The organism is Streptomyces sp. NPDC053079, assembly GCF_044546695.1.
Classification (GTDB): domain Bacteria; phylum Actinomycetota; class Actinomycetes; order Streptomycetales; family Streptomycetaceae; genus Streptomyces.
The window spans coordinates 1-25504 of sequence record NZ_JBITZJ010000001.1; the positions used below are offsets into that span (position 1 = coordinate 1).

At 71.3% G+C, this 25504-nt stretch carries 28 protein-coding genes; 9 read left to right on the top strand and 19 right to left on the bottom strand.

What is annotated here, in order from left to right:
* Positions 1–227 (top strand): hypothetical protein (locus tag ACIGXW_RS00005; protein ID WP_399568275.1); only part of this gene is annotated, 227 nt, incomplete at its 5' end.
* Positions 228–380: 153 nt separating this feature from the next.
* Here ACIGXW_RS00005 and ACIGXW_RS00010 read toward each other — a convergent pair.
* A complete protein-coding gene (locus ACIGXW_RS00010) occupies positions 381–1055 on the bottom strand; it encodes a DNA-3-methyladenine glycosylase (protein ID WP_399568278.1) in 675 nt (224 codons plus the stop codon).
* A 56-nt stretch (positions 1056–1111) separates the two neighbouring features.
* Here ACIGXW_RS00010 and ACIGXW_RS00015 point away from each other — a divergent pair, with 56 nt between their 5' ends.
* On the top strand, positions 1112–1894 hold the full coding sequence (locus ACIGXW_RS00015; RefSeq protein ID WP_071964448.1) for a sporulation protein: 783 nt from the start codon (positions 1112–1114) through the stop codon (positions 1892–1894).
* 63 nt (positions 1895–1957) lie between these two features.
* Here ACIGXW_RS00015 and ACIGXW_RS00020 read toward each other — a convergent pair whose 3' ends face one another.
* Positions 1958–2389, bottom strand: a complete 432-nt coding sequence (locus ACIGXW_RS00020; RefSeq protein ID WP_399568281.1) for a barstar family protein — start codon at positions 2387–2389, stop codon at positions 1958–1960.
* A complete protein-coding gene (locus tag ACIGXW_RS00025) occupies positions 2386–2802 on the bottom strand; it encodes a ribonuclease domain-containing protein (RefSeq protein ID WP_399568284.1) in 417 nt (138 codons plus the stop codon). Before ACIGXW_RS00025 ends, ACIGXW_RS00020 begins: the two co-directional genes overlap by 4 nt.
* 143 nt (positions 2803–2945) lie before the next feature.
* Here ACIGXW_RS00025 and ACIGXW_RS00030 point away from each other — a divergent pair, with 143 nt between their 5' ends.
* Entirely contained in the window at positions 2946–3485 is a 540-nt protein-coding gene (locus ACIGXW_RS00030) for a YbhB/YbcL family Raf kinase inhibitor-like protein (protein ID WP_071964460.1), read from the top strand.
* A 292-nt stretch (positions 3486–3777) separates the two neighbouring features.
* Here ACIGXW_RS00030 and ACIGXW_RS00035 read toward each other — a convergent pair whose 3' ends face one another.
* The 4 genes from ACIGXW_RS00035 to ACIGXW_RS00050 form a co-directional block, all read right to left on the bottom strand.
* Positions 3778–4551, bottom strand: coding sequence for a sulfite exporter TauE/SafE family protein (locus ACIGXW_RS00035; protein ID WP_399568286.1), 774 nt, complete (start codon positions 4549–4551; stop codon positions 3778–3780).
* A 95-nt stretch (positions 4552–4646) separates the two neighbouring features.
* On the bottom strand, positions 4647–5594 hold the full coding sequence (locus tag ACIGXW_RS00040; protein ID WP_071964452.1) for an SPFH domain-containing protein: 948 nt from the start codon (positions 5592–5594) through the stop codon (positions 4647–4649).
* A 172-nt stretch (positions 5595–5766) separates the two neighbouring features.
* Positions 5767–6189 (bottom strand): NfeD family protein, encoded by a 423-nt coding sequence (locus ACIGXW_RS00045; RefSeq protein ID WP_071964453.1) that lies wholly within the window; start codon positions 6187–6189, stop codon positions 5767–5769.
* Positions 6190–6259: 70 nt separating this feature from the next.
* Positions 6260–7069, bottom strand: coding sequence for an ABC transporter ATP-binding protein (locus tag ACIGXW_RS00050; protein WP_071964454.1), 810 nt, complete (start codon positions 7067–7069; stop codon positions 6260–6262).
* 92 nt (positions 7070–7161) lie between these two features.
* Here ACIGXW_RS00050 and ACIGXW_RS00055 point away from each other — a divergent pair, with 92 nt between their 5' ends.
* On the top strand, positions 7162–7968 hold the full coding sequence (locus tag ACIGXW_RS00055; RefSeq protein ID WP_360917372.1) for a hypothetical protein: 807 nt from the start codon (positions 7162–7164) through the stop codon (positions 7966–7968).
* A gap of 99 nt (positions 7969–8067) precedes the next feature.
* On the opposite strand, the gene ACIGXW_RS00060 is transcribed toward ACIGXW_RS00055, so the two are convergent.
* The 4 genes from ACIGXW_RS00060 to ACIGXW_RS00075 all read right to left on the bottom strand — a co-directional run bounded on the left by ACIGXW_RS00060 (position 8068) and on the right by ACIGXW_RS00075 (position 10852).
* Positions 8068–8454, bottom strand: coding sequence for a chaplin (locus ACIGXW_RS00060; RefSeq protein WP_399568288.1), 387 nt, complete (start codon positions 8452–8454; stop codon positions 8068–8070).
* 188 nt (positions 8455–8642) lie between these two features.
* Positions 8643–8888, bottom strand: a complete 246-nt coding sequence (locus ACIGXW_RS00065; RefSeq protein WP_360917378.1) for a chaplin — start codon at positions 8886–8888, stop codon at positions 8643–8645.
* 175 nt (positions 8889–9063) lie between these two features.
* Positions 9064–9714 carry a response regulator transcription factor gene (locus ACIGXW_RS00070; RefSeq protein WP_360917381.1) on the bottom strand — a complete coding sequence of 217 codons (651 nt, stop codon included), beginning with the start codon at positions 9712–9714 and terminating at the stop codon, positions 9064–9066.
* The gene (locus ACIGXW_RS00075) at positions 9707–10852 is read right to left on the bottom strand and encodes a GAF domain-containing sensor histidine kinase (protein ID WP_360917384.1); all 1146 of its coding nucleotides are present in this window, start codon (positions 10850–10852) and stop codon (positions 9707–9709) included. The genes ACIGXW_RS00070 and ACIGXW_RS00075 overlap by 8 nt, the downstream gene beginning before the upstream one ends.
* A 157-nt stretch (positions 10853–11009) precedes the next feature.
* On the opposite strand from ACIGXW_RS00075, the gene ACIGXW_RS00080 reads away from it, so the two are divergent.
* Positions 11010–11708 (top strand): nitroreductase family protein, encoded by a 699-nt coding sequence (locus ACIGXW_RS00080; RefSeq protein WP_399568290.1) that lies wholly within the window; start codon positions 11010–11012, stop codon positions 11706–11708.
* A 372-nt stretch (positions 11709–12080) separates the two neighbouring features.
* Positions 12081–12794 carry a transglycosylase SLT domain-containing protein gene (locus tag ACIGXW_RS00085; protein ID WP_071964458.1) on the top strand — a complete coding sequence of 238 codons (714 nt, stop codon included), beginning with the start codon at positions 12081–12083 and terminating at the stop codon, positions 12792–12794.
* 103 nt (positions 12795–12897) lie between these two features.
* Here the strand turns inward: ACIGXW_RS00085 and ACIGXW_RS00090 are convergent, their stop codons facing one another.
* Positions 12898–15465 carry an FHA domain-containing protein gene (locus tag ACIGXW_RS00090; protein WP_399568293.1) on the bottom strand — a complete coding sequence of 856 codons (2568 nt, stop codon included), beginning with the start codon at positions 15463–15465 and terminating at the stop codon, positions 12898–12900.
* Between the two features lie 230 nt (positions 15466–15695).
* Between ACIGXW_RS00090 and ACIGXW_RS00095 the strand changes: the two genes are divergently transcribed.
* Together ACIGXW_RS00095 and serB are read left to right on the top strand one after the other, a co-directional pair.
* Positions 15696–17354, top strand: a complete 1659-nt coding sequence (locus tag ACIGXW_RS00095; protein WP_399568296.1) for a streptophobe family protein — start codon at positions 15696–15698, stop codon at positions 17352–17354.
* A 174-nt stretch (positions 17355–17528) separates the two neighbouring features.
* Entirely contained in the window at positions 17529–18761 is a 1233-nt protein-coding gene (gene serB / locus ACIGXW_RS00100) for a phosphoserine phosphatase SerB (RefSeq protein ID WP_360917399.1), read from the top strand.
* 51 nt (positions 18762–18812) lie between these two features.
* On the opposite strand, the gene ACIGXW_RS00105 is transcribed toward serB, so the two are convergent.
* The 6 genes from ACIGXW_RS00105 to fabG form a co-directional block, all read right to left on the bottom strand.
* Positions 18813–19331, bottom strand: coding sequence for a SixA phosphatase family protein (locus tag ACIGXW_RS00105; RefSeq protein WP_399568299.1), 519 nt, complete (start codon positions 19329–19331; stop codon positions 18813–18815).
* An 89-nt stretch (positions 19332–19420) separates the two neighbouring features.
* Positions 19421–19651, bottom strand: coding sequence for a hypothetical protein (locus ACIGXW_RS00110; RefSeq protein WP_399568302.1), 231 nt, complete (start codon positions 19649–19651; stop codon positions 19421–19423).
* A 210-nt stretch (positions 19652–19861) separates the two neighbouring features.
* Positions 19862–19978: an SGM_5486 family transporter-associated protein gene (locus ACIGXW_RS00115; RefSeq protein WP_360917408.1), complete on the bottom strand. Its 117-nt coding sequence runs from the start codon at positions 19976–19978 to the stop codon at positions 19862–19864.
* Between the two features lie 33 nt (positions 19979–20011).
* Positions 20012–20353: a hypothetical protein gene (locus tag ACIGXW_RS00120; protein ID WP_071965660.1), complete on the bottom strand. Its 342-nt coding sequence runs from the start codon at positions 20351–20353 to the stop codon at positions 20012–20014.
* Positions 20354–20485: 132 nt separating this feature from the next.
* Positions 20486–21256 (bottom strand): enoyl-ACP reductase FabI, encoded by a 771-nt coding sequence (fabI, locus tag ACIGXW_RS00125; RefSeq protein ID WP_360917412.1) that lies wholly within the window; start codon positions 21254–21256, stop codon positions 20486–20488.
* 5 nt (positions 21257–21261) lie between these two features.
* Entirely contained in the window at positions 21262–21966 is a 705-nt protein-coding gene (fabG, locus tag ACIGXW_RS00130; RefSeq protein ID WP_360917415.1) for a 3-oxoacyl-[acyl-carrier-protein] reductase, read from the bottom strand.
* 203 nt (positions 21967–22169) lie between these two features.
* Here fabG and ACIGXW_RS00135 point away from each other — a divergent pair, with 203 nt between their 5' ends.
* Entirely contained in the window at positions 22170–23699 is a 1530-nt protein-coding gene (locus tag ACIGXW_RS00135; protein ID WP_399568304.1) for a TldD/PmbA family protein, read from the top strand.
* On the opposite strand, the gene ACIGXW_RS00140 is transcribed toward ACIGXW_RS00135, so the two are convergent.
* A complete protein-coding gene (locus tag ACIGXW_RS00140; RefSeq protein ID WP_399568307.1) occupies positions 23627–25489 on the bottom strand; it encodes an asparagine synthase-related protein in 1863 nt (620 codons plus the stop codon). The genes ACIGXW_RS00135 and ACIGXW_RS00140 overlap by 73 nt on opposite strands.
* Positions 25490–25504: the final 15 nt, after the last annotated feature.

Below are 25504 nucleotides of genomic sequence, written 5' to 3' on the forward strand. Positions count from 1 at the left end.
TGTCAACATATCTGGCGTTGACTTTTGGCACGCTGTTGAGTTCTCAAGGAACGGACGCTTCCTTTGTACTCACCCTCTCGGGCTTTCCTCCGGGCACTTCCCTTCGGTATTTCGTGTTCCGACTCTATCAGATCCTTTTCCGTGCCGTTCCCGGCTCGAAATTTTGTTTCCGATTCCCCGTCGGCGGGGTGTTCACTACGTTAGCGGATTTCCCCGGCGGCTCCTAATCGAGCCGGATCATTGTCGTAATTCGGCACAGCGAAATACGGCCCCGATCAAGGGGAGGTCCTCGTAGTAGTGGTTTGCCGCCCAGAGGTACGCGCACATGGCGCTGCCCGTCTCAAGCGGCTCGCCTACGTTAGGCCCTCCCGGCTCCGGAGTCAAGCACCGTCCCCCGCCCGGCCCTTCGTCTGCTCCTTCCCCCTGTTCCGCGGCACATGGGCCCGGTACGGGCTGACCGTCGGGTCTCCGTCCGCCCAGAACCGCCAGGGGTGCGCCGCGCCCTCGCCGCCCACGCCCGTGCGGGGGCCGCTGCGTACCCGGTCGGCGGGGACGGGGTGGCCGGCCAGCACGGAGAGAGGGGAGCCGGGGCCCGTACAGAGGTCGACGCCGTTGAGGTCGCGGTCCACGTCGAGGGCGGTGGCCAGGCGGGCCGGGCCCTGGGCGAGCTCGCGGTCGCGGCGGGCCTTCGGGCGGCGGGCGCGGGCGAGGTCGACGCCCTTGATCACTTCCCCGCCGCGGAGGAGGACGCCGCTCGCGGTGCCCTCTGGGCCGCAGACGAGGTTCAGGCTGAACCACATGCCGTAGATGAAGTAGACGTAGGCGTGGCCCGGAGGGCCGAACATCGACGCGTTGCGCTTCGTGCGACCGCGGTAGGCGTGCGATCCGGGATCGGATTCGCCGGCGTATGCCTCGACCTCCGTGATGCGGACCTCGATCGGGCCCTCGGGAGTCGTCCGGACCAGGGTGCGGCCCAAGAGCTCGGGGGCGACCTCGAGCACGGGACGGTCGAAGAACGCTCGGTCGAGTGGCATACGGTCAGGCGCGGCGATCATGCCGATCGAGCGTACTGGAAGGGTCCGGGACCGGTCCCGGACCCGGGGAGGTAGAGATGGTTTTCAAGAAGCTCATGGCGAGCCTGGGTGCGGGCGGCGCCTCGGTCGAGACCGTGCTGTTCGAGGAGAACGTGGTCCCCGGCGGCGTGGCGCAGGGTGAGGTGCGTATCCAGGGCGGCTCGGTCCCGCAGCGGATCGAGGGGCTGTCGGTGGGGCTGCAGGCCCGCGTCGAGGTGGAGCGCGAGGACGGCGAGTACAAGCAGGACGTCGAGTTCACCCGGGTCCAGCTGGGCGGGGAGTTCGAGGTGCAGCCCGGCGCCGTGCACACGGTGCCGTTCGGGCTGGAGATCCCCTGGGAGACGCCGATCACGACCTTCCTGGGCCGGCACCTGACCGGGATGAGCGTCGGGGTGACGACGCACCTGGCGATCGCCCGCGCGGTGGACTCGGGGGACCTCGATCCGGTGAACGTCCACCCGATGCCGGCGCAGCAGGCGATTCTCGACGCGTTCGGGCAGCTCGGCTTCTCCTTCAAGAGCGCCGACCTCGAGCAGGGCCGCATCTCCGGGACGCGGCAGCGGCTGCCCTTCTACCAGGAGATCGAATTCCATGCGCCGTCGCAGTACCGGGGGCTGAACGAGGTCGAGCTGTCGTTCGTCGCGGACGACCATGAGATGGACGTCGTCCTGGAGATGGACAAGAAGCCGGGCGTGTTCAGCTCGGGCAGCGACACCTACCGGTCGTTCACCGTGGATCTGCACTCCTACGGGCAGACCGACTGGGCCGCCTACCTCAACCAGTGGCTCGCCGAGGTCGGCGGCCGGCGCAGCTGGCTCTGACCGGTTCCCGGGCGGGGGTACGACCGGAAGGGTGCCGGCGCACCCGGGTACGCACCCCCGCACTCAGGCGAGCAGCACCGTCAGGGGTGACTCGTCGGCGGCCCAGAAGTCGACGGCGTCGGTGAGGACGGCCTCCGCCGTGCGGGCGTCGGCGGGGGCGGACTTGCGGAAGGTGCCCCAGTCCTCGGCCAGCAGCAGGCAGCCGCGGGCCTTGCCGGCCTCGCGCCACCAGGAGAGGTCCGTGAGGCAGTCGGCGAGGGCGTCCCAGTTGTGGCCGAACCAGTCGGGGAAGTCCAGGTCCCTGGCGCAGCGGTCGAGGAAGGCCGCCTTGTCGTGGACGCCGTCGAGCCGTAGCCAGGCGCCCTTCCAGTCGGCTTCGGCGGCGAGGGCCATGACGTGTGACGGGGCGTCGGTGGGGGGCAGGTGGTAGACGCCGGGGGGCGTGGAGCCGTTGAGGATGCCGGGGAGCCCGGGGGCGGGCAGCAGGCCGGTCATGGTTGTACCACCGCTTCGAAGGTCTGGTAGTGGTCGCTGGTGTAGAAGCGCTCGGAGTGTTCCCCGGTGATGATGCGGCGGGCGCCGCGGTTGCGGGAGCCGGGGGTGGGGACGGTGTACTCGCGGTAGTAGCCGCGGGCCTGCCGGGGAAGCCGGTTCTCGTAGTTGCCGAAGACGCTGCCGTCCTTCTCGTACGGGAAGGGGCCGCCCTTGGCGATGAGATCGAGGGTACGGCGCGCCTCGGGCGGCAGCCGGTCCTCGCTGACGGTCTTCATGCCCTTCGCCCAGGCGGGGACGGTCGCCGCCGGCGCTGTGGTCGCGGCGGGGGGCCTCTCCGCCTTCTGGCTCCCCGACGAGCATGCGGGGAGCAACAGGAGGGGCAGGGCGGCCAGGAGGACGGTCAGGGCACGCATGACGCGGCTCGCCGGTCGGTCTCGTCCGATTTGTCGAAGTACATGAAGCACACTCCATATGGTCGCAGTCTGCGCCGTCGTGGCCTCGTTAGGCTGGCGCTCTGACCTGTCCGCGTGTACTGGAGGTGTCCCCAGTGTCCGACGTGTCCGAGCGGAAGCGACGTCCGCTGCCGCACGATTTTCATCCGCCGGTGCCCTCGTTCGCCGTGGTGAGCGACGATGTGGCGCTGGGTGGGAAGCTGAAGGACGATCAGGTGTACTCGGGTGGCAATCTGTCGCCGGAGCTGCGCTGGGACGGCTTCCCTCCGGAGACGAAGAGCTTCGCCGTGACGTGCTTCGACCCGGACGCGCCCACGGGCAGTGGCTTCTGGCACTGGGTCCTCTTCGACATTCCCGCCACCGTCACCGAGCTCCCCACGGGAGCGGGCAGCGGTGACATGAAGGGGCTGCCCGAGGGTGCCGTGCACGTGCGCAACGACTACGGGTCGCGTGACTTCGGCGGTGCCGCGCCGCCGGCCGGGGACGGGCCGCACCGTTATGTGTTCACGGTGTACGCGGTGGACCGGGAGAAGCTGGGTCCGGACGCGGACGTCTCGCCTGCCGTGGTGGGCTTCCACCTGCGGTTCCACTCGCTCGCGCGGGCGCAGCTGATCGGCGAGTACGAGGTGCCGGCCGCGGGCTGAGCCCCGTACGCCCCGTCAGGCGCGTCTGGGCGTCCGGAAATTCCGTTGCGCCCCGACGCCCCCGGATCGCACAGTGGTGGTGCTTGACCGACGGCTTCGCATGCGGCCGTCGGGCAGTGGGCACCGCAGTGGCGGGGGCGGCGGGGCGCGATGGCGCCGGCCGTCTGTCGGAGTCCGGTTCCGTGCCGGGCGACCGCGCCCACTGCCGGACGCTCCGGGCCCGTGTTTCTTACGGGGGAAGGGCCCGGAGCGTTTCCCCCTGCCTCCCCTGCCTCCCCCTCTTCTCCCCCTGCTACTTGAGCAGCATCTGGACGATCGCCACGATGCCGACGGCGACGATGACGCCGCGCAGTGCCGTGGGGGGCAGCCGTCGGCCGACCTTGGCGCCTATCTGGCCGCCGATCGTGGATCCCACGGCGATGAGCAGGACGGCGGTCCAGTCGACGTCGGCGACGAAGACGAAGAAGAGCGCGGCGACGCCGTTGACGATGACGCCGAGGACGTTCTTGAGGGCGTTGACGCGCTGGAGTTCGTCGTTGAGGAGCAGGCCCATGAGGGAGAGGTAGAGGACGCCCTGGGCCGCCCCGAAGTAGCCGCCGTACGCGCTGGCCACGAGGAGTCCGGCGAGCAGCGCCGGGCCGCCGTCGCCGCGGGCCTCGGTGCCGTTGCGTTCGCGGCGGCGGGCGAGGGCGCGGGCGAGCCGGGGCTGGAGGACGACCAGCACCAGGGCGAGGGCGATGAGGGCGGGCACGATCGCGTCGAAGGCCTTCGACGGGAGGGCGAGCAGGAGGATCGCGCCGGTGAGTCCGCCGATGAGCGCGGCGATGCCGCAGCGGATGATGCGGGTGCGCTGGCCGCTCAGTTCGCGGCGGTAGCCGACGGCGCCGCTGAAGTTGCCGGGGACCAGGCCCAGGGTGTTGGAGACGTTGGCGGTGATCGGGGGCAGTCCGGTGGCGAGGAGCACCGGGAAGGTGAACAGGGTGCCGGAGCCGACGATGGTGTTGATGGTGCCGGCGCCGATGCCGGCGGCGAAGACCGCGAGTGCTTCCCAGATGGACAAGGCCATCTCCTTCAAGGTCAGTGTGTCGCCTCCCCGCCATGAGAGGTCGGGGGGCCGCACTGATCATGCATGAGGTCGATCATGCATGGTAGGGAAGTCGCTCAGTCGATCGTGGGCCGCTCGCGGCGCGGGCTCTCCTTCGCGGGCCGGGGCACGCCGCCTCCGCCGCCGCCCATGGGGCCGAGGTTGCCGACGGCGCCGCTGAGACCCTTGAGGGCGTCGCCGATCTCGCTGGGCACGATCCAGAGCTTGTTGGCGTCGCCTTCGGCGATCTTCGGGAGCATCTGGAGGTACTGGTAGGCGAGCAGCTTCTCGTCGGCGTCGCCGGCGTGGATGGACTCGAAGACCGTGCGGATCGCCTGGGCCTCGCCCTCGGCGCGCAGCGCGGCGGCCCTCGCCTCGCCCTCTGCGCGCAGGATCGCGGACTGCTTCTCGCCCTCGGCGGTGAGGATCTGCGACTGGCGGATGCCCTCGGCGGTGAGGATGGCGGCGCGCTTGTCGCGGTCGGCGCGCATCTGCTTCTCCATCGAGTCCTGGATGGAGGTGGGCGGCTCGATGGCCTTGAGCTCGACGCGGTTGACGCGGATGCCCCACTTGCCGGTGGCCTCGTCGAGGACGCCGCGCAGGGCGGCGTTGATCTCCTCGCGGGAGGTGAGGGTCCGCTCGAGGTCCATGCCGCCGATGATGTTGCGCAGGGTGGTGACGGTGAGCTGCTCGATGGCCTGGATGAAGCTGGAGACCTCGTACGTCGCCGCGCGGGCGTCGGTCACCTGGTAGTAGATGACGGTGTCGATGTTGACGACGAGGTTGTCCTGGGTGATCACCGGCTGCGGCGGGAACGGCACGACCTGCTCGCGGAGGTCGATGCGGTTGCGGATGGAGTCGATGAACGGGACGACGATGTTCAGGCCCGCGTTGAGGGTTCGGGTGTAGCGGCCGAAGCGCTCGACGATGGCGGCGCTGGCCTGCGGAATGACCTGCACCGTCTTCATGAGGGCGATGAAGACGAGCACCACCAGGATGATCAGGACGATGATGATCGGTTCCATCGTGGCTCCAGCTCCCCGTGCCGTTGTCGTTGGTGTTGATCGGGCGTTCGTTGATCGTCGTGAGGGAGTCTTTCAGAACCCGGCGCCGCTGTGCAGGCGTTGAGGCCGACTCGTCCGTACGGCGACGATCTGGGCCTTCGTCACGGCGGCGGCTCCCACCTCACGGGGGCCCTCACATCACGACGGCCGTCGCGCCGTCGATCTCGACGACGTCCACGTGCTGGCCGACCTCGAAGCTGCGCTCGTCGTCGAGGGAGCGCGCGGACCAGATCTCACCGGCCAGCTTGATGCGCCCGCCGCTGCCGTCGACCCGTTCGAGCACGACGGCCTGCCGGCCCCTGAGCGCGTCGATGCCCGACTTGTGCTCGGGACGGCGTGAGCGCTGCCGGTTGGCGAGGGGGCGCACGACGGCGATGAGCGCGACGGAGACGACGGCGAATACCACGACCTGGGCCACCATGCCGCCGTGCAGGGCCGCCGTGATCGCGGCGCCGACGGCGCCGACCGCGAACATGCCGAACTCCGGCATGGCGGTCACGACCAGCGGAATGCCCAGCCCGACGGCGGCTACGAGCCACCACACCCATGTGTCCACCTGGTCATGGTAGGGGCGCGAGCCGCTCGGCGGACAGGGCGCCCGGGGGCCCCGTGGGCCCCGGGGCGCGTCAGGCCATCGGCAGGCCCTGGGCGGTCCAGCGGTCGCCACGGCGCTCGACGACCAGGGGCAGGCCGAAGCAGTGCGAGAGGTTGCGGGAGGTGAGCTCGAGCTCGAGGGGGCCGGCGGCGAGCACCTTGCCCTGACGGATCATCAGGACGTGGGTGAAGCCGGGGGCGATCTCCTCGACGTGGTGCGTGACCATGACCATCGAGGGGGCGAGCGGGTCGCGGGCGAGCCGGCCGAGGCGGCGCACGAGGTCCTCGCGGCCGCCGAGGTCGAGGCCGGCGGCGGGCTCGTCGAGCATGAGCAGCTCGGGGTCGGTCATCATCGCGCGGGCGATGAGGGTGCGCTTGCGCTCGCCCTCGGAGAGGGTGCCGAACTTGCGGTCCAGGTGCTCCGTCATGCCCAGGACGTCGAGGAAGGCACGGGCGCGCTGCTCGTCGACGGCCTCGTAGTCCTCGTGCCAGGTGGCCGTCATGCCGTAGGCGGCGGTGAGCACGGTCTCCAGGACGGTCTGCGTGCGCGGCAGCTTGTCGGCCAGCGCGATGCCGGCCATGCCGATACGGGGGCGGAGCTCGAAGACGTCGACCGCGCCGAGCTTCTCGCCGAGGATCCGGGCGGTGCCCTTGCTCGGGAAGAGGTAGCTGGAGGCGACATTGAGAAGGGTGGTCTTGCCGGCGCCGTTGGGGCCGAGGATCACCCAGCGCTCGCCCTCCTTGACCGACCAGGAGACCTGGTCCACCAGAGCCCGGCCCTCGCGGACCACGGATACGTCCACCAGTTCCAGCACATCGCTCATGAGCGCGTTGTCTCCCATTGCAGTCGCGTCGTCGCTTGCGCCTGTCGGCGCAGCCCCCAAGGAAAAACCTACGCCACCGGTTGCCGGGGGCAGTCCTTAGGCTGGGGGCCATGCTCGATGAACATCGCTCAGGACGGCTCACCGCGTGGGGAAATGCCCAGCTTGCCGGATTTGCCGCACCGGATGACGCGGCGCACCACATCACCGGAAGTGACGCGGTCCACCGTGTCACCGGTCTGCCCGGCGAGTCGGGCCCGGTGGGGCTCACGCTGGCGCTGGGCCGGCTGCGGGCGCTCGGCGCCACGGGACTGAGGCTGGCGCTGCCCGCGCCGGGGCATCCCCTGGGGCTGAGCGGACCGCCGGAGTTCAACGCCCGTGCCCTCGAGGCCGAGGAGGCGGTGATCGCCACAGGTGCCGCGCTGGGCCTCGTACCGGAGGTGTACGAGGCCGGGCCCGAGGGCGATGTGCACGTGGAGGTCCTCTGGCACTGCCTGCCCGTGCGCGACGCCCCGCCCGCCGACGTGCCGTCCCTGTCGGAGGCCGAGCGGGAGCTGGCGGAGGCGCTGCGGGAGGCGACGGAGGTGCTCACCCGGTTGGACGTGGCCGGCTCCGGCCCGGTGGCCCAGGCGGCGCTGGAGGCCTACCGGGCGCGGGCCGAGAGCGGGCGCGAGGTGCTCGCGCCGGGGTATCCGCCGCGCGCGGTGCGGGTGCTGGAGCTGGCGCAGCGGGTCGGGGCGCTGATCTCGATCGCCTACGAGCCGGGGGACGCCGAGGGGCGTGAGCATGGCGGGGCGGTGAGCGCGTCGGAGATCGCGGCGCGGGCGGCGGCGCTGCGGCCGGTGGAGCGTACGGCCCGGCGGGCGCAGGTGGCGGCGTACAACGCCATGGTGGAGGAGCGGGACCGGCGAAGGCACTGACGGCGCCCGCCGGACAGCGGGAAGGCCCCGCGGACCTGTCGGTCCACGGGGCCTTTCCTGCGCGTCCGTGCGTCACCGGTGGGACGCGCGCGGCATCGGTCAGTGATGGCCGTTGTCGTGGTGACCACCGTTGTCGTGGTGACCACCGTTGTGGTGGCCGTTTTCGTGGTGACGGCCCTCGTGGTGGACCTCGTGGGTTTCCTCGTGGTGCCTTTCCCTGGTGTCGCCGTTGATGCAGGTGTTCCCGAAGGTCGGGTTCAGGAGCCCGATGAGGACGTCGATGGTGTTGCCGCAGATGTTGATCGGGATGTCGATCGGCACCTGGATGACATTGCCCGACACGACGCCCGGCGAGCCCTTGGCGACGCCCGAGGCCAGGGCTCCGTCGAAGTCCCCGTCGCCACCGGCGACGGCAGGCGCGACGGAGGCGCCGAGGGCGACACCTGCGGCGGCCAGGGCGAGGGCGGCCTTCTTGGCAGTGTTCATGTGGTGGTCTTCCTTTTGATGACTGACCTGGTCGGGCCCTGCCACGGGGCCCTGCACCTATGAACGCCAATGCACCGCCGATGGCACGGCCATCGGCGGTGTTTGCCCTCGTTCGGACGATTGATCACCCTCGGATGTCGGCTCCGACGGGACGGAGCCGACCGCCCGACGGGGCGTGGTGGTGCTGATTACTCGTTGACGCAGAGGTTGCCGCTGGCCGGGTTGAACAGGCCGACCACGCTGATGGTGTTGCCGCAGGCGTTCACCGGGACCTCGACGGGGACCTGGATGACGTTGCCCGAGACGACGCCGGGGGAGTTCTTCGCGACGCCGTCCGCGCCGTGCCCGCCGTGCGCGGAGGCGGCACCGGCGCCGGCGAGGGCGAGACCGCCCACGGCGAGCGTGACAGCAGCGGCCTTCTTGATGTTCTTCACTCTTCCAATGACCTTCCTGGAGTGTTACCAGAGCGTCGCCGCGGCCATCAGCCGCAGTTACGTCATGGAAAACGGGCCAGGGCCATTCGGGTTGCGCCATCGGGCGGCTTATCACACGACCGCATGAATCTCTGATCAGAACGCGACGTTCCGCTACCGCCGGGCGCCTCGCCCCTCAGGCCCCGATCCCATGGCGGACGGCCCACAGCGCCGCCTGCGTCCGGTCGGCGAGGTCGAGCTTCATCAGGATGTTCGAGACGTGCGTCTTGACGGTCTTCTCCGACAGGACGAGCGCCCGGGCGATCTCCCGGTTGGAACGGCCGTCGGCGATCAGGGCGAGCACCTCGCGCTCCCGGTCGGTGAGCGCGTTGCCCCTCCCCTGGCCCCCGCCGCCCGCCTCGTCCTGGGAGAGCAGGGCGTCGGCCACCTCGGCCTGGAGCAGGACGTGCCCGGCGTGCACGGACCTGATGGCGCCGGCCAGGGCGTCGGGGTCCACGTCCTTGTAGACGTAGCCCGCCGCGCCGGCCCGCAGGGCGGGGATGACCGTGCGCTGCTCGGTGAAGCTGGTGACGATCAGCACCCGGGCGGGGTTGGCCAGCTCCCTGAGCCTGCGCAGCGCCTCGATGCCGTCCATGCCGGGCATCTTCACGTCCATCAGGACGATGTCCGGGCGCAGCTCCTCGGCGCGCTCGACGCCCTCGGCGCCGTCCGCGGCCTCCCCCACCACCTCTATGTCGTCCTGGACCTCCAGGAAGGTGCGCAGCCCCCTGCGGACCACCTGGTGGTCGTCCACCAGGAGCACCTTGATCACCCGGTTGTCAGCCACCGGGCACCTCCATTTCGATCGTGGTGCCCTTCCCGGGCTCCGAGACGACGGTCAGCGTGCCGCCGACGCCGCCGGCCCGGTCCCGCATGGACACCAGGCCCAGGTGGCGGCCGGCCCGGCGGACGGCGGAGGGGTCGAAGCCGCGGCCGTCGTCGGCCACGCGCAGGGCGGCGCCCTGGCCGAGGCGGTCGAGGGTGACGTCGACTGCGGACGCGCCGGAGTGGCGCAGGGCGTTGTGCAGGGCCTCCTGGGCCACGCGCAGCAGCGCCTCCTCCTGGGCGGCCGGCAGGGCCCGTACGCCGCAGGCGGCGAAGGTGACGCGGGCGGTGTGGGCCCGGTCGAGGACCTTGACCTGGGTGCGCAGGGTGGCGACGAGCCCGTCCTCGTCAAGGCCGGCGGGGCGCAGCTCCACCACGGCGGCGCGCAGTTCGTCGGCGGCCTCGGCGGCGAGCCGGGCGACCTCGTGCAGCTCCCCCTTGGCGCGGGCGGGGTCGCGGTCGACCAGGGCGGTGGCGGCCTGAGCGGTCAGGCGCAGGGAGAAGAGCTTCTGGGAGACGGCGTCGTGGAGCTCGTGGGCGAGGCGGGCGCGCTCGCCGGCGATGGTCAGCTCGCGGCTGCGCTCGTAGAGGCGGGCGTTGGTGAGGGCTATGGCGGCGTGCTGGGCGAGCATGCCGAGGAGTTCCTCGTCCTCCGCCGTGAAGGCGCAGCCTCCCTCGGGCTTGGGGCACTTCTTGTTGGCGAGGAACAGGGCGCCGAGGATCTCGTCGCCGTCGGCGACCGGCATGCCGATGAAGTCGCTCATGTCGGGGTGGGCGCTGGGCCAGCCCTCGAAGCGGGGGTCCTTGCGGACGTCGCCCAGGCGTTGCGGGGTGGCCTCGCGGAGCATCGCGGCGAGGATGCCGTGCTGGCGGGGCAGGGGGCCGATGGCCTTCCACTCCTCGTCGTCGATGCCGGCGACCACGAACTGGGCGAAGCCTCCGTGGTCGTCGGGGACGCCGAGGGCGGCGTACTCGGCGTCGAGGAGCTCACGGGCGGAGACGACGATCGTCTGCAGGACGTCGCGCACCTCCAGGTGCCGGCTCATGGCGAGGAGGGCGGTGCTCACGGCGGTCAGGCCGGAGCGGGGGCCGTTGGTCATGGCCTCACGGTACCGAGGGGTGCGCGGGCGGGGATCGGGCCGGCGGTGGCATGTGGCGGGGACGGGGGACCTAGGCCGAAGGGCCCGGGAGCCGGGCGCGGCACCCGAGTTTCGCCATGTACGCCTCATCGCCGCGCGGCGTGGGCAGACTCCCGGCATGTCTATACCAACGCAGTGGACGCCCACGCACGGCGATCCCTACCGGCCGGTGCCCTACCGCCCCGAGCGGATGCCCGCCGAGGAGTCCCTCGCCCGCGCCGCCGAGCTGCGCGAGCGGATGGACCGGCGGCGGACCGTGCGGCAGTTCTCCGCGGACCCGGTGCCGGAGCAGGTGGTGCGGGACGCGATCGCGTGCGCCGCCACGGCGCCCTCGGGGGCGCACCAGCAGCCGTGGACGTTCGTGATCGTCAAGGACCCGGCGGTGCGCCGGCGCATCCGCGAGGCCGCGGAGGAAGAGGAGCGGCGCTCCTACGAGGGGCGGCTGGGCGAGGAGTGGCTGGCGGCCCTGCGGCCGCTGGGGACGGACGAGGTCAAGCCGCACCTGACGGACGCGCCCGCGCTGATCGTGGTCTTCCAGCAGCGCTACTGGCTCGGCGAGGACGGCGAGCGGCGCAAGCACTACTACGTGGACGAGTCGGTCGGCATCGCGGTGGGGATGCTGCTGTCCGCCCTGCACTTGTCGGGACTGGCGGCCCTGGTGCACACGCCGAGCCCGATGCGGTTCCTGTCGGAGGTGCTGGCGCGGCCGGTGAACGAGAAGGCGTTCGCGGTGATCCCGGTGGGCTATCCGGCCCCCGACTGCCGGGTCCCGGACCTGGTGCGCAAGAGCCTGGACCAGGTGCTGGTGGAGGTCTGATCCGGGCCGGGCCACGGCTCCCACCTCGACCTTTTTTCGATCGCAAACGCTCTGCACGGATGCGGGCACACCGGGTGAGGGCGAGGGGCCCCCGGTGTGACCCCGCTCATGGGACGCACGTCACGTACGAAGCTGCCTAGTGGAGGGGTAAGGCCGCCGTAAGTCACCGTGCGAGCAGGTCCTCGTACCTCTTGACAGGACCTTTGTCCCGTAGGTCGCAACGAAGCGGGGTAGTACGTCACACCTTTGCCACATGATTTTGCAGCCGCTAACAATTGCCCAGCCGCAGGGCGCCGTCGGATCGACGCGGCGCTTCATTCGCGCCGATCAGGGCCACTGCGACTCAAGCGATTGGAAGAGGTTCAGCTCAATATGCGCTCCCCCATCTCCGGTTATAGCCGTCTCACCAAGACCCACAAGTTCTCCGCCGCCGGCATCGCCGCGGCCGGTGCCGCCGCCCTGGTGTTCGCAGCCATCCCGAACGGGGCCGCAGATGCCGAGCAGTCCGTCGCCGTGAAGCCGGTCGCCTGGAACGCCACCGCTTTCGGTGAGACCCAGCAGAACGAGCTGACCAAGCAGTCGGACAACGCCGCCAAGCAGGCCAAGGCCGAGGCCGAGGCCAAGAAGAAGGCCGAGGCCGAGGCCGCCGCCAAGGCGAAGGCCGACAAGGAGCGCGCCGAGAAGGAGGCCGCGAGCCGTTCGCAGGAGCGCAAGCCCGTCGCGGCCGCGCCCGCCCCGGCCCCGGCGCCCGCCCCCAAGACCTACGCCAACAACCTCGACGGCTGGATCAAGCAGTCGCTCGACATCATGAAGGCCAAGGGCATCCCGGGCTCCTACAACGGCATCTACCGCAACATCATGCGGGAGTCGACCGGTAACCCCAAGGCCATCAACCTCTGGGACTCCAACGCCGCCAAGGGCATCCCGTCCAAGGGCCTGCTCCAGGTGATCGACCCGACCTTCAAGGCGTACCACGTCGAGGGCACGTCCTGGGACATCTACGACCCGGTCGCCAACATCACCGCCGCGTGCAACTACGCGTGGAAGGTCTACGGCTCCATGGACAACGTCAACTCGGCGTACTAAGAGAGCTCGTACCGGCCTTCGATCAAGGCTGTGACCAGCGCATATGCCGAAGGGCGGCACCCGGTACCGGGTGCCGCCCTTCGGCATATCCATGCATGCCCGATTACTTGCGCATGACCTCGGGCTCGTGGCGGCGCAGCAGGCGCGCGACCGCGAAGCCGCACGCGATGCCGATGGCGATGAGGGCGATCATGTCGATGCCCCACTGCGCGGCGGTGTGCTCCCAGAGCGGGTCGAGGTTCTTGGGGTTGCCCTTGTCCATCGGGGCCATGATGTGCGAGAGGTCCAGCGTGGCGCCGGCGGCGCCGATGGCCCAGCGGGACGGCATCAGCCAGGCGAACTGCTCGATGCCCGGCGAGTCGTAGATCTTGAACATGATGCCGGTGAAGACGACCTGGACGATCGCGAACATCACCAGCAGCGGCATGGTCTTCTCGGCGGTCTTCACCAGGGAGGAGATGACCAGGCCGATCATCATCGAGGTGAAGCCCAGCGCGATGATCACCAGGCAGAGCTCGGCGGCGGGCAGGGCCTTGATGATCAGACCCTCATCCGGCAGCTTGCGGATGGAGAAGCCGATGGCCGAGATGACCACGCCCTGGATGGCGGTGATGAAGCCGAGGACGATCACCTTGGACATCAGGTACGCCGACCGGGACAGGCCGACGGCCCGCTCCCGTTCGTAGATCACCCGTTCCTTGATCAGCTCACGGACGGAGTTGGCCGCGCCGGAGAAGCACGCGCCGACCGCGAGGATGAGCATGATCGTGCCGGCGTCCTGGTTGAAGTGGCCCTTGTTCGGTGCGCCGAGTCCGAAGTCGGACGGGATCACCGTGCTCACTCCGCCGAGGACGGCGGGCAGGAGCAGCATCAGGGCCAGGAACCCGCGGTCGGAGGCGATGACCGAGGTGTAGCGGCGCATCAGCGTCCACAGCTGGGAGCCCCAGCTCTGCGCCTTGGGCGGGCGGACCATCTGCGGCTGGACGTGCACGGACTGCGGGGCGACGGCGTCGATGTCGGCCGCGTACATCTGGTAGTGCTGCGAGCCCTTCCAGCGGCCCGCCCAGTCGTAGTCGCGGTAGTTCTCGAACGCCGAGAAGACGTCCGCCCAGGTCTCGTAGCCGAAGAAGTTGAGCGCCTCCTCCGGGGGGCCGAAGTAGGCCACCGAGCCGCCGGGCGCCATGACGAGCAGCTTGTCGCAGAGCGCGAGCTCGGCGACGGAGTGGGTGACCACCAGGACCGTGCGGCCGTCGTCGGCGAGGCCGCGCAGCAGCTGCATGACGTCGCGGTCCATGCCCGGGTCGAGGCCCGAGGTGGGCTCGTCCAGGAAGATCAGCGAGGGCTTGGTCAGCAGCTCCAGGGCGACCGAGACGCGCTTGCGCTGGCCGCCGGAGAGGGCGGTGACCTTCTTGTCCTTGTGGATGTCGAGCTTGAGCTCGCGCAGCACCTCTTCGATGCGCGCCTCGCGCTCGGAGGTCGCGGTGTCGCCGGGGAAGCGGAGCTTGGCCGCGTAGCGCAGCGCCTTCCGGACGGTGAGCTCCTTGTGCAGGATGTCGTCCTGCGGGACCAGACCGATGCGCTGGCGCAGCTCGGCGAACTGCTTGTACAGGTTCCGGTTGTCGTAGAGGACGTCACCCTGGTTGGCGGGCCGGTAGCCGGTGAGGGCCTTGAGCAGGGTGGACTTGCCGGAGCCGGAGGGGCCGATGACGGCGATCAGCGACTTCTCGGGGACGCCGAAGGAGACGTCCTTGAGGATCTGCTTGCCGCCGTCGACCGTGACCGTGAGGTGGCGGGCCGAGAAGGAGACGTCACCGGTGTCGACGAACTCCTCGAGGCGGTCGCCGACGAGCCGGAAGGTGGAGTGACCGACACCGACGATGTCGTTGGGGCCGATGACCTGCTGGCGGACCGGCTGACCGTTGACGTAGGTGCCGTTGTGGCTGCCGAGGTCGACGATCTCGAAGCCGCCGGGGGTGGCCCGGAACTCCGCGTGGTGCCGGGAGACCTGGAGGTCGGAGACGACCAGCTCGTTGTCGAGGGCACGACCGATGCGCATCACACGGCCGACGGCCATCTGATGGAAGCGGGTCGGGCTTCCGTCGCCGTGGGCGGCCGGAGCGCCCGCGCCGCCGCCGGGCGCCTGCGGGGACTGCGCGGCCTGCTGCGGGACGTACGGCTGCTGGGCCTGCGGCTGCTGCCAGGAGCCCTGCTGCTGCGGGGGGTGCTGGTACTGCTGCCCGGGCCAGCCCTGGCCGGGGACGCCCTGGCCAGGCTGCTGGTACTGCTGCGGGGCCTGGTGGCCGTGCTGCAGGGGCGAGGCCAGCGCGGTCTGCGCGCTGTAGAGGTCCGCCGCCGGGGCGCCCGCCGCGGCACCGGACAGATTCAGCCGCGGGCCGTCCGTCGCGTTGCCCAGATGCACGGCCGAACCGGGGCCGATCTCCATCTGGTGGATCCGCTGGCCCTGCACATAGGTGCCGTTGGTGCTGCCGTGGTCCTCGATGACCCAGCTGTGGCCGCCCCACCGCAGGGTGGCGTGCCGCCAGGAGACGCGGGCGTCCTCCAGCACCATGTCACCCTGCGGATCGCGCCCGAGGGTGTATGACCGGGACGGGTCCAACGTCCAGGTCTGTCCATTCAATTCCAGTACGAGTTCCGGCACTCCATGCCCCACTACTTGTCCCCCGATGAGCCCCCATCACGGGGAGTCTAGGGATGGCGAACATCGGGAGGAACTATTTCAGGCGCAGTCCCCCCACCGAAAGTCGGGAGTGACGCAGAGGTGTACCGGCCCGGTAACAGGCGCCGTTGACCGATGCGAAACACGCCCTGACAGTAGTAACCGCCCACGGATACGTACGGATCATGAACATCCGGGCGACGGGCGGGCACCGGGGGGCCGCTATGACCATGACCAGCGGCAGGCGCGCGAGTGCTGTCGCGGACCTGCTCCTCACCGCGATAGCCGCTGTGAGCTGGGCTTTTCTCGCCATGGCAGGGATCGCCGCACTGGGCCTGCACCTGCTGGGGGCGGATGCCGCCGGGTCGCTGGGGCCGATGACCGCCGCGGTGGTCGTCCTCGCGGTCGGTGGCTCGATCACTCCCTCGGGCTCGGTCGAAGCATTCGGGCTGACGGGCGCGGGGGCGCACACCACCATCGACATCGCGCCACTGGGAGTGAGCCTGACCGGGGCGCTGCTGCTCGGCTGGGTCTTCGCCCGGTCGCTGCGCGGGGCGGGGCCGGTGGTCCGGGGCGGTGAGCTCGCCGCCCGCGTGGGTGCGGTGGCCCTCCTGTTCCTGCTGTTGCTGGGCGGGCTCGCCTGGGCGGGCTCCTCGAGCGTCACCATCGACGGCAGCGGACTGGGCCTCGGGGCGCCGGATCCCGGGAGCGGCCGGACGCGTCTGGAGATTCCCGGCCTCGGGGACATCGGGGACATCGGCGGCGGCCTGCCGGAGCGGATCGCGGGCCTGGCCGACGCCAAGGCCTCGGTGGGCTTCTCCGTACGGACCGGGCCGTCGCTGCTCGGCGGGCTGGTGTGGGTCCTCGCGGTCCTGCTGATCACGCTGCTGGCCGCCCGCCGGGCCCCGCTGCCGCGCCGTCTGCGGGCGGCGCACCGCGGCGTGCGCCCGGCGGCCTCGGCGCTGCGGGCCGTGCTGGTGCTGTCCGTCGTGGCCGGCCTCGCGGCGGCGGTGACCGCGGCCTCGGGCGACGGCCATCCCCGGCGGGTGGCCGGTGCGGCCCTGCTCGGGGCGCCGAACGGGGTGTGGCTGGGGTTGCCGCTGGGGCTGTTCGTGCCGTTGCGGGGCCGGGCGAGCGGTTCGCTGCTGCAGATGCTGCCCGATCCGCTCGACGACCTGCTGCGCATGGGCACGGACCAGAGCATCACGGTGGGCCGGATCGCGGACCTGGAACCCCTGGCGTGGCTGCTGCCGGTGGGGTGTGCCCTGCTGATGCTGACGGCCGGGGTGCTCACCGCCGCCCGTACGCCCCGGGGCACGGCGGGGCCCGGGGCGTTCGCCGCGCGGTGCGGGTTGTCGCTGGGGGCGGCCGTCGCGGTGGCGCTGCCGCTGCTGGTGCTGGCGACCCGGGTCAAGGCCGACGCGAGCCTGTCGGTGCTGGGCATCGACGCCATGGGCGCGGGGCTCGAGCTGGCGGGCAGCGTGCCCCTGGCGCTGCTACTGGGCGCGGTGTGGGGGTTCGGCGCGGGAGTGGCCGGAGCACTGTTCGCCTGCGCCGTGGGTGTCGCGGGCCGGCGGGCCTCGCCGCTGGCGCAGGGGCCGTCTCCGCACCCGGACGGCCGTACCTACCCCGACCTCGCCTACCGGCCGGGGCCGTACAATCCGTCGGCGGGGTACCGGCCCGCGCGGGACGAGACGAATCCCTATCTGCGGCCGCCGGGCGAGGATCCGTTCAGCGCGCCGACACAGACGAGCAGCTCCCCCCTGCCGCCGCCCCGCCGGTCACCGCGCCGGCCGCCGCAGCGGCCGGGGTACCGGTACGGGTCCTCGCCGGTGCCGCCGCCGGACGACCGGCCGCCGCCACCGCTGGGGGGCCGCCGGTAGGGGTCGGGGCTCCGGCCCCGGACGGGCTGGACTCACCGGGTTGCTCCCCGGGGCCGCAGGGAGGAACCCCCGGTGACCGGCAGCGGAAGAAATGCCGCACACCGCGGCGGCAGCGTCCCGGCAGGCGGGACACGTGTACGGGTCCGGCGCGGGGCCGGATACCGTAGGAGCACCATGAGCGCATCGCAGACCCCGCCTGCCACCGCCGTCACCGGCGACGATGTCCCCACCCTCCTCGTCAAGATCTTCGGGAAGGACCGGCCGGGCATCACCGCCGGGCTGTTCGACACCCTCGCCGCCTACGCCGTGGACGTCATAGACATCGAGCAGATCGTCACCCGGGGCCGGATCACCCTGTGCGCGCTCGTGACCGCCCCCTCGGCCGGCGGCACGACCGAGGGCGATCTCCGGGCCACGGTGCACAGCTGGGCCGAGTCGATGCATCTGCAGACCGAGATCATCTCCGGCCGGGGCGACAACCGGCCGCGCGGTACGGGCCGTTCCCATGTCACCGTGCTCGGCCACCCGCTCACCGCGGAGTCGACCGCGGCCATCGCCGCCTGCATCACCGACACCGGTGGCAACATCGACCGCATCTTCCGCCTCGCCAAGTACCCCGTGACCGCCGTGGAGTTCGCGGTCTCGGGTGCGGAGACGGAGAAGCTGCGCACCGCGCTGGCCACCGAATCGGCGGTGCTGGGCGTGGATGTGGCCGTGGTGGCCGCCGGTCTGCAGCGCCGGGCGCAGCGGCTGGTCGTAATGGACGTGGACTCCACGCTCATCCAGGACGAGGTCATCGAGCTGTTCGCCGCCCACGCGGGCTGTGAGGCCGAGGTGGCCGAGGTGACGGCCCGGGCGATGCGGGGCGAGCTGGACTTCGAGGAGTCCCTGCACGAGCGGGTGGCGCTGCTGGCGGGGCTCGACGCGTCGGTGGTGGAGAAGGTGCGGGCCGAGGTGCGGCTGACGCCCGGCGCCCGGACCCTGATCAAGACCCTCAAGCAGCTGGGCTTCCAGGTCGGCGTGGTCTCGGGAGGCTTTACGCAGGTCACGGATGATCTGCGGGAGCGGCTGGGGCTGGACTTCGCCTCCGCCAACACGCTGGAGATCGTCGACGGCAAGCTGACGGGCCGGGTCACCGGGGAGATCGTGGACCGGGCGGGCAAGGCCCGGCTGCTGCGCCGGTTCGCGGCGGAGGCCGGGGTGCCGCTGGCGCAGACGGTCGCGGTCGGGGACGGGGCCAACGACCTGGACATGCTCAACGCGGCAGGTCTGGGGGTGGCGTTCAACGCCAAGCCCGTGGTGCGGGAGGCCGCGCATACCGCCGTGAACGTGCCGTTCCTGGACACCGTGCTCTATCTGCTGGGCGTCACCCGCGAAGAGGTCGAGGCGGCCAACACCCACGAGTGAGCCCGATGCCCGATGGGGGTACGGGATGGTGCGTACCCCCGGGCGTCGCGCCTACGCGTGCGGGGCCCAGAAGGCGACCAGGCGGGCCACGCCGTGCTCGACGGACTTCCACGAGCCGGTGAAGGAGAGCACCGCGATCGCTGACGTGGGGAAGCCGGAACGGTTCATCCGCGACAGCAGATCGCCCTCGGCGTCGCCCGCCAGCGCGTCGGCCAGGGCGTGCATGCCGGGGTTGTGCCCGATGAGCACCAGGTCGGCCACTTCGTCGGAGACCTCGTTGAGCACCGCGATCAGCTCGCCGAGGGAGGCCTCGTACAGACGGTCCTCGTAGACGGTGCGGGGGCGTTGCGGGAGCTCGGGGACGGCGAGCTTCCAGGTCTCCCGGGTGCGGGCGGAGGTCGAGCAGAGGGCCAGGTCGGGGGTGATGCCGGAACCGGCGAGCCAGCGGCCTGCGACGGGGGCGTCCTTGCGGCCTCGGTCGGCGAGCGGACGTTCGTGGTCGGACTCGTCTGACCAGTCGGCCTTGGCGTGCCGGAGGATGACGATCCTGCGGGTCGGTTCGGAGCTCATACCGTCCAGCTTCGCATGAAATCCACCGCCGGGCGCGGGGTGTTGGCAGGCTTGCCCCCGCCGGGTGGCGACCCCGCCCGCACGGGTGTTCACGGCGCCAGGCGCGCGGCGGAGTGCTGTACGAGCTGGACCACCCGCGCCACCGTGCCGCCGCCGGATCCGGGGCCGCTGTCGCCGCTGTCGGCCGAGGCCGGGGAGGCCAGCAGGGAGAACAGCGCCACGAACGCGGCCGCGGGCAGGGCCAGGGCCCACCACGGCAGCCTCGTCTGCTGCCGGGCCCGGACGCCGGCGGGGGTGTGGGCCTGCCTGCCGGTGGACATGGGGATCGCCTCCGAGGGGTTCGGTGCACCGCCGCGTCGCGGTGTACTACGAACCTACGGAGGGCGGCTTACCGCGCCCATCCGGCAAGCCACCCACATACCCCTGACGCCTGCCCCCTAGGGGACGGTGGTGCCAGCTCCACCACGAGGGCGGACGGGCTCAGGGCTCAGGGCGGACGGGCTCAGGGCTCAGGGCTCAGGGCTCAGGGCTCAGGGAGAGGCGATCGTCGCGATCACCGCGATGACGACGGTGATGCCGAGCATCACGCCGAGGATGGTCAGCAGGGCCTTCTGGCCGTTCTTGGGGTTCTCGTCGAGGACGGGCATGGGCACAGTCTCCCACCCCCGTCCGGACCGCCGTCATCCGGGCGTATGGGTCACCCAGGCGTGGCGTATGCCCAGCCAACAGCGCTGGCTCAGCGAGACGTGCCGGGCGGGCCCGACGGCGACGGGCGCGGTGTCCATGCCGGGGTCCCACCAGCGGGCGCACTCCAGGTGCAGCTGGACGCGGTCCAGGACGGCGTTGCCGTTGAAGCAGTGGGCGGTGGCGCGGGAGCCCTCGACGCGGGTGTGGCACTCCGCCTCGTGCGGGGGCTCGGGGGCGGCGGCCCGGGACCCGGCGGCGCTCGCGGGCGGCGCGACCGACAGCGCGGCGCTCGCCAGCAGGAGCAGTGCCGCCGCACGGCGAACAAGGACGCGCATGGCCCGTACCTCCTCCCTGCACCCCAGTGTGCGGTCGTGCGCCGCGCCGCACGACCCGGAGGCGGCCCCGGGAACAGGCGATGCCCGCCCCGGCAGGCATCCGGGACGGGCATCGCTCAAGACGTCGGGGGCTCAGGCACCCATCATGTGCACGCCGCCGTCGACGTGGACGATCTCACCCGTGGTGCGGGGGAAGAAGTCCGACAGCAGACCGACGACACCGCGGCCGGCCGGCTCCGGGTCGGCCAGGTCCCAGCCGATGGGGGCGCGGTGGTTCCACACGTCCGCGAGCTCCTCGAAGCCCGGGATGGACTTGGCGGCCATCGACTTGATGGGGCCGGCGGAGACCAGGTTGCAGCGGATGCCCTTGGGGCCCAGGTCGCGCGCGAGGTAGCGGTTGGTGGACTCCAGGGCGGCCTTGGCGACGCCCATCCAGTCGTACTTCGGCCAGGCGATCTGCGCGTCGAAGGTCAGGCCCACGACCGAGCCGCCCTCGCGCATCAGCGGCAGCAGGGCCATGGTCAGCGACTTGTAGGAGTACGCCGAGACCTGCACGGCCGTGGAGACGTCCTCCCAGGTGCCCTCCAGGAAGTTGAAGGCACCCTGCGGGCCGAAGGCGATGGAGTGCACGATGCCGTCGAGGGGCACGTCGTCGCCGAGGTGCTCGCGGACCTTGTCGGCGAGACCGTCGAGGTGCTCCTGGTTGGTGACGTCCAGCTCGATGACCGGCGCCGGCTTGGGCAGCCGCTTGGCGATGCGCTCGACCAGGGAGAGCCGGCCGAAACCGGTCAGGATGACCTCGGCGCCCTCGTTCTGGGCGACCTTCGCCGCCTGGAAGGCGATCGAGGACTCGGTGAGGACACCCGTGACGAGGATGCGCTTGCCTGCGAGGATTCCACTCATGGCGATCAGTGACCCATTCCCATTCCGCCGTCGACAGGAATGACGGCTCCGGTGATGTATGCGGCGTCCTCGGAGGCGAGGAAGCGGACCGAGGCGGCGATCTCCTCGGGCTGCGCGTAGCGGCCCAGCGGGACGTTGCCGACGATTCCCGCGCGCTGCTCGTCGGTGAGCACACGGGTCATGTCGGTGTCCACGAAGCCGGGCGCGACGACGTTGACGGTGATGTTGCGGGAGCCCAGCTCGCGGGCGAGCGAGCGGGCGAAGCCGACGAGGCCGGCCTTGGAGGCGGCGTAGTTCGCCTGGCCGGGCGAGCCCATCAGGCCGACGACGGAGGAGATCAGCACGACACGGCCCTTGCGGGCCCGCAGCATGCCCTTCGAGGCGCGCTTGACCACGCGGAACGTGCCGGTGAGGTTGGTCTCCACCACGGAGGTGAAGTCCTCCTCGGACATGCGCAGCAGCAGCTGGTCACGGGTGACGCCGGCGTTGGCCACCAGCACCTCGACCGCGCCCTGCTTCTCCTCGATCTCCTTGTATGCCTGCTCGACCTGCTCCGAGTCCGTGATGTCGCACTTCACGGCGAGGAAGCCGGCCGGCGGCTCACCCGAGCGGTAGGTGATGGCGACCTTGTCGCCCGCCTCGGCGAACGCGCGGGCGATGGCGAGGCCGATGCCACGGTTTCCTCCGGTGACGAGAACCGAGCGGCTCAAAGGATCACCCTTCCGTTTGTTGCCATAGTGGTGCTGGATACACCGAACGTATCGGTAGTGGTCGCGGAAGGGACGATCGACCTGCGACAGGGGCGGCGCGCAGTCACTGTTGGATCTCTACAGAACCCGGTCCGGGATTACCCGGCCGCCACCCGCCGAGGGCGTGGTTCACTGCCCCCACACACCGAGAAGGAGAGTGGACCGTGCCGCATGAGATCGATCCTTCGTTCCTCGCGCTGCCCTTGCGCCCCCTGGCCGACGCGGCCCTGGCGAGGGCGCGCGCGCTGGGGGCCGAGCACGCGGACTTCCGCTTCGAGCGGGTGCGCAGCGCCTCGTGGCGGCTGCGGGACGCCCGGCCGTCGGGTTCCTCGGACTCCACCGACCTGGGATATGCGGTGCGGGTGGTGCACGGGGGCACGTGGGGGTTCGCCTCGGGTGTGGACCTGACGATGGACGCCGCGGCACGGGTGGCGTCCCAGGCGGTGGCGATGGCGAAGCTGTCGGCCAAGGTCATCGCCGCCGCCGGGTCCGACGAGAGGGTGGAGCTGGCGGACGAGCCGGTGCACGCGGAGCGGACGTGGGTCTCGGCGTACGACATCGACCCGTTCACGGTCGCGGACTCCGAGAAGACCGGGCTCCTCGCCCAGTGGAGCGAGCGGCTGCTGGCGGCGGAGGGCGTCGCGCACGTCGACGCGGCGCTGACGGCCGTGCACGAGAACAAGTTCTACGCGGACTCCGCCGGGACGACCACCACCCAGCAGCGCGTCCGGCTGCACCCGCAGGTCACGGCGGTGGCGGTGGACGAGTCCACCGGCGGCTTCGACTCCATGCGCACCCTGGCCCCGCCCGTCGGACGGGGCTGGGAGTACCTGACGGGCGCGGGCGGCTGGGACTGGGACGCCGAGCTGGCGGAGATCCCCTCGCTGCTCGCGGAGAAGATGCGCGCACCGAGCGTGCGGGCGGGCTCGTACGACCTGGTGGTCGACCCCTCCAACCTGTGGCTGACCATCCACGAGTCCATCGGCCACGCCACCGAGCTGGACCGCGCGCTGGGCTACGAGGCCGCGTACGCGGGCACCTCGTTCGCGACGCCCGACCTGCTGGGCACCCTCGAGTACGGCTCGCAGATCATGAACGTCACCGGCGACCGGACCGCCGAGCACGGCCTGGCGACCGTCGGCTACGACGACGAGGGCGTGGCCGGCCAGTCCTGGGACCTGGTCAAGGACGGCATCCTGGTCGGCTACCAACTGGACCGCCGCACCGCCCGCCTGACCGACATGGGCCGCTCCAACGGCTGCGCGTACGCCGATTCCCCCTCGCACGTACCCGTGCAACGGATGGCGAACGTCTCGCTGCAGCCCGCGCCGGACGGTCCGTCGACGCAGGAACTCATCTCCGGTGTGGACGACGGTATTTACGTGGTGGGCGACCGGTCGTGGTCGATCGATATGCAGCGTTACAACTTCCAGTTCACACAGCAGAGGGCATACGCGATCAAGAACGGGCGGCTGGCGGGCCAGCTGCGGGACGTTGCCTACCAGGGAATCACGCCCCAGTTCTGGGGCTCCATGGAGGCGATCGGCGGACCCGGGACCTACGTCCTAGGAGGGGCCTTCAACTGCGGAAAGGCCCAGCCGGGACAGGTCGCCGCGGTGTCTCACGGGTGCCCCTCCGCGCTGTTCCGGGGTGTGAACATCCTGAACGCCTCGGCGGAGGCGGACCACTCCTGACGGGGTGACCGTCGGCGCGCGGTGAGGCGAGTGAGCCAGGTCTCGAAGGCGAGGGTCTTCTCCAGGGCGTTGGCCGTGCGGGAGCCGGGCGACAGGAGGGCCGTGCGCAGTGGGGCGGGGTCGATCAGGTCGCGTTGTGCGAGCTGCGAGCCGTCGATCAGGTCCAGGAGCTGTCGGCGGTTGCGGCGCAGCCCTTGGTAGAAGTCGGAGCCGCTGTCGGCCTTGGTGGTGCGGGTCAGGAGCGCCGTGGGGACGGTGCCGTTCAGTGCGGCGGCGAGCAGGGGTTTGTAGGTCCAGGGGGTGCCGCGTTCGTCCAGTCTCACCGCCAGGCAGGCTTGGAGTACGCGGTCGTCCAGGAAGGGCAGGGTGATCCACGGTTCGGTCAGGTCCTGCCGCATCAGGCGGTAGAGCTGGGCGGCGACGTGGACCCTGTGGATCGCCTGGTGCTGGCCGCGTTCGGGGGCCAGCGGCCGGGCCTGGTGGGCGGCTTCCCGCAGAAGGGCGGCGGCTTCTTCCGCCGCCCGGGGCGTCGCCCAGGGCGGCAGGCGCAGCGGTGGGCCCCAGCCGAAGAGCGGGCCGGCTCGTTGCGGTGCCCGCAGGAGGCACTCCTCGTCGGCGAGCCAGTGGGCGTAGGTGCGGCGGTCGGTCAGCCCCCGCAGCGTGCGGGCCGGCGGCCAGCGGTGCTGGGAGCGGTGTCCGCGTGCGTGCCGCAGAGCCCGCAGCGGATGGCGGGGCAGGAGGTCGGGGAGGTAACCGGGCGGGGCCTGGAGCACCTCGTCGCCACCGTGGCCGGCGAGCTGAACCGCGACGTGGTGAAGGGTGTACCGCTGGGCACAGGCGTTGAGGAGCGCACGACTGCGCAGGAGCAACGAGGGGGCGTCGGTGGCCGGTGTCGCCCGGTCCGGCGCGGCGTACTGCGCGGGCGCCTGGTCCGAGGAGAGGACGAGCCGCGTGGCGTGCGGAAGGTCGCGTGCCGCGTGGTCGGCCCAGAGGACGTCGTCATTGGCGGGGTCGCGAAGCTGCACCGTCAGCGTGACCAGGCGGACGCCGGCCTGATGGGCGAGGAAACACAGAGAGGTGGAGTCCAGTCCGCCGGACAGGTCGCAGCCGAGCGGTTCCGCGGCGCCCAGCGCGTTCGCCCTTCCGCTCACGGCTGCCGACAGGGCTTCTCGCACTGCCGGCGCTCCCTCGGCGAGGGACAGAACCGGGGCGGGCGGCTGCCACCATCTGTACGTCCGCGCCCGTCCGTCGGGGGTCAGCAGCAGCGCGCTGCCCGGCGGAACGGCATCGATCTGCCGCCATGCGGACAGGTCGCTCAGCGGATACGGCAGCTCGGACGTCATCAGAGAGGCCGCGAGCCATCGGTCGTCGAGTTCGGCGCCTGTCAGCTCCGCGAGGACGTCGGCGCGGTCGGCGGCCACCGTCATGCCCCGCCAGGTGGTGCGGTAGACCCGGCGCAGTCCGGAGGCCGTGCCCTGGACCCGTACATGGCCGTCGACTGACAGTGCGAGATGGGCGCTGCCCGGCAGGACGTCGGCCGACGTGGTCAAGTCCTCCACCCGCCCCGTCCGGCGGGCCAGTCGTGCGAGGTCGCGGGCGGTGCCCGGGTGGTGCCCGAGCACCGCCAGCCGTTGGTCACCCTCCGCGAGAACGGTGCACTGCCCGGTCGGCATCCTCCCGACCAGCCATGGGCGGCCGGACGCGTGCGCGGCCAGCAGCTCCGCCCCGCTCAGAAGCCCGGGAAGGGTCTGAGCCGCGGCGCAGTCCGGTACGACCACGAACCAGTACACGGCGCTCTCACGGAT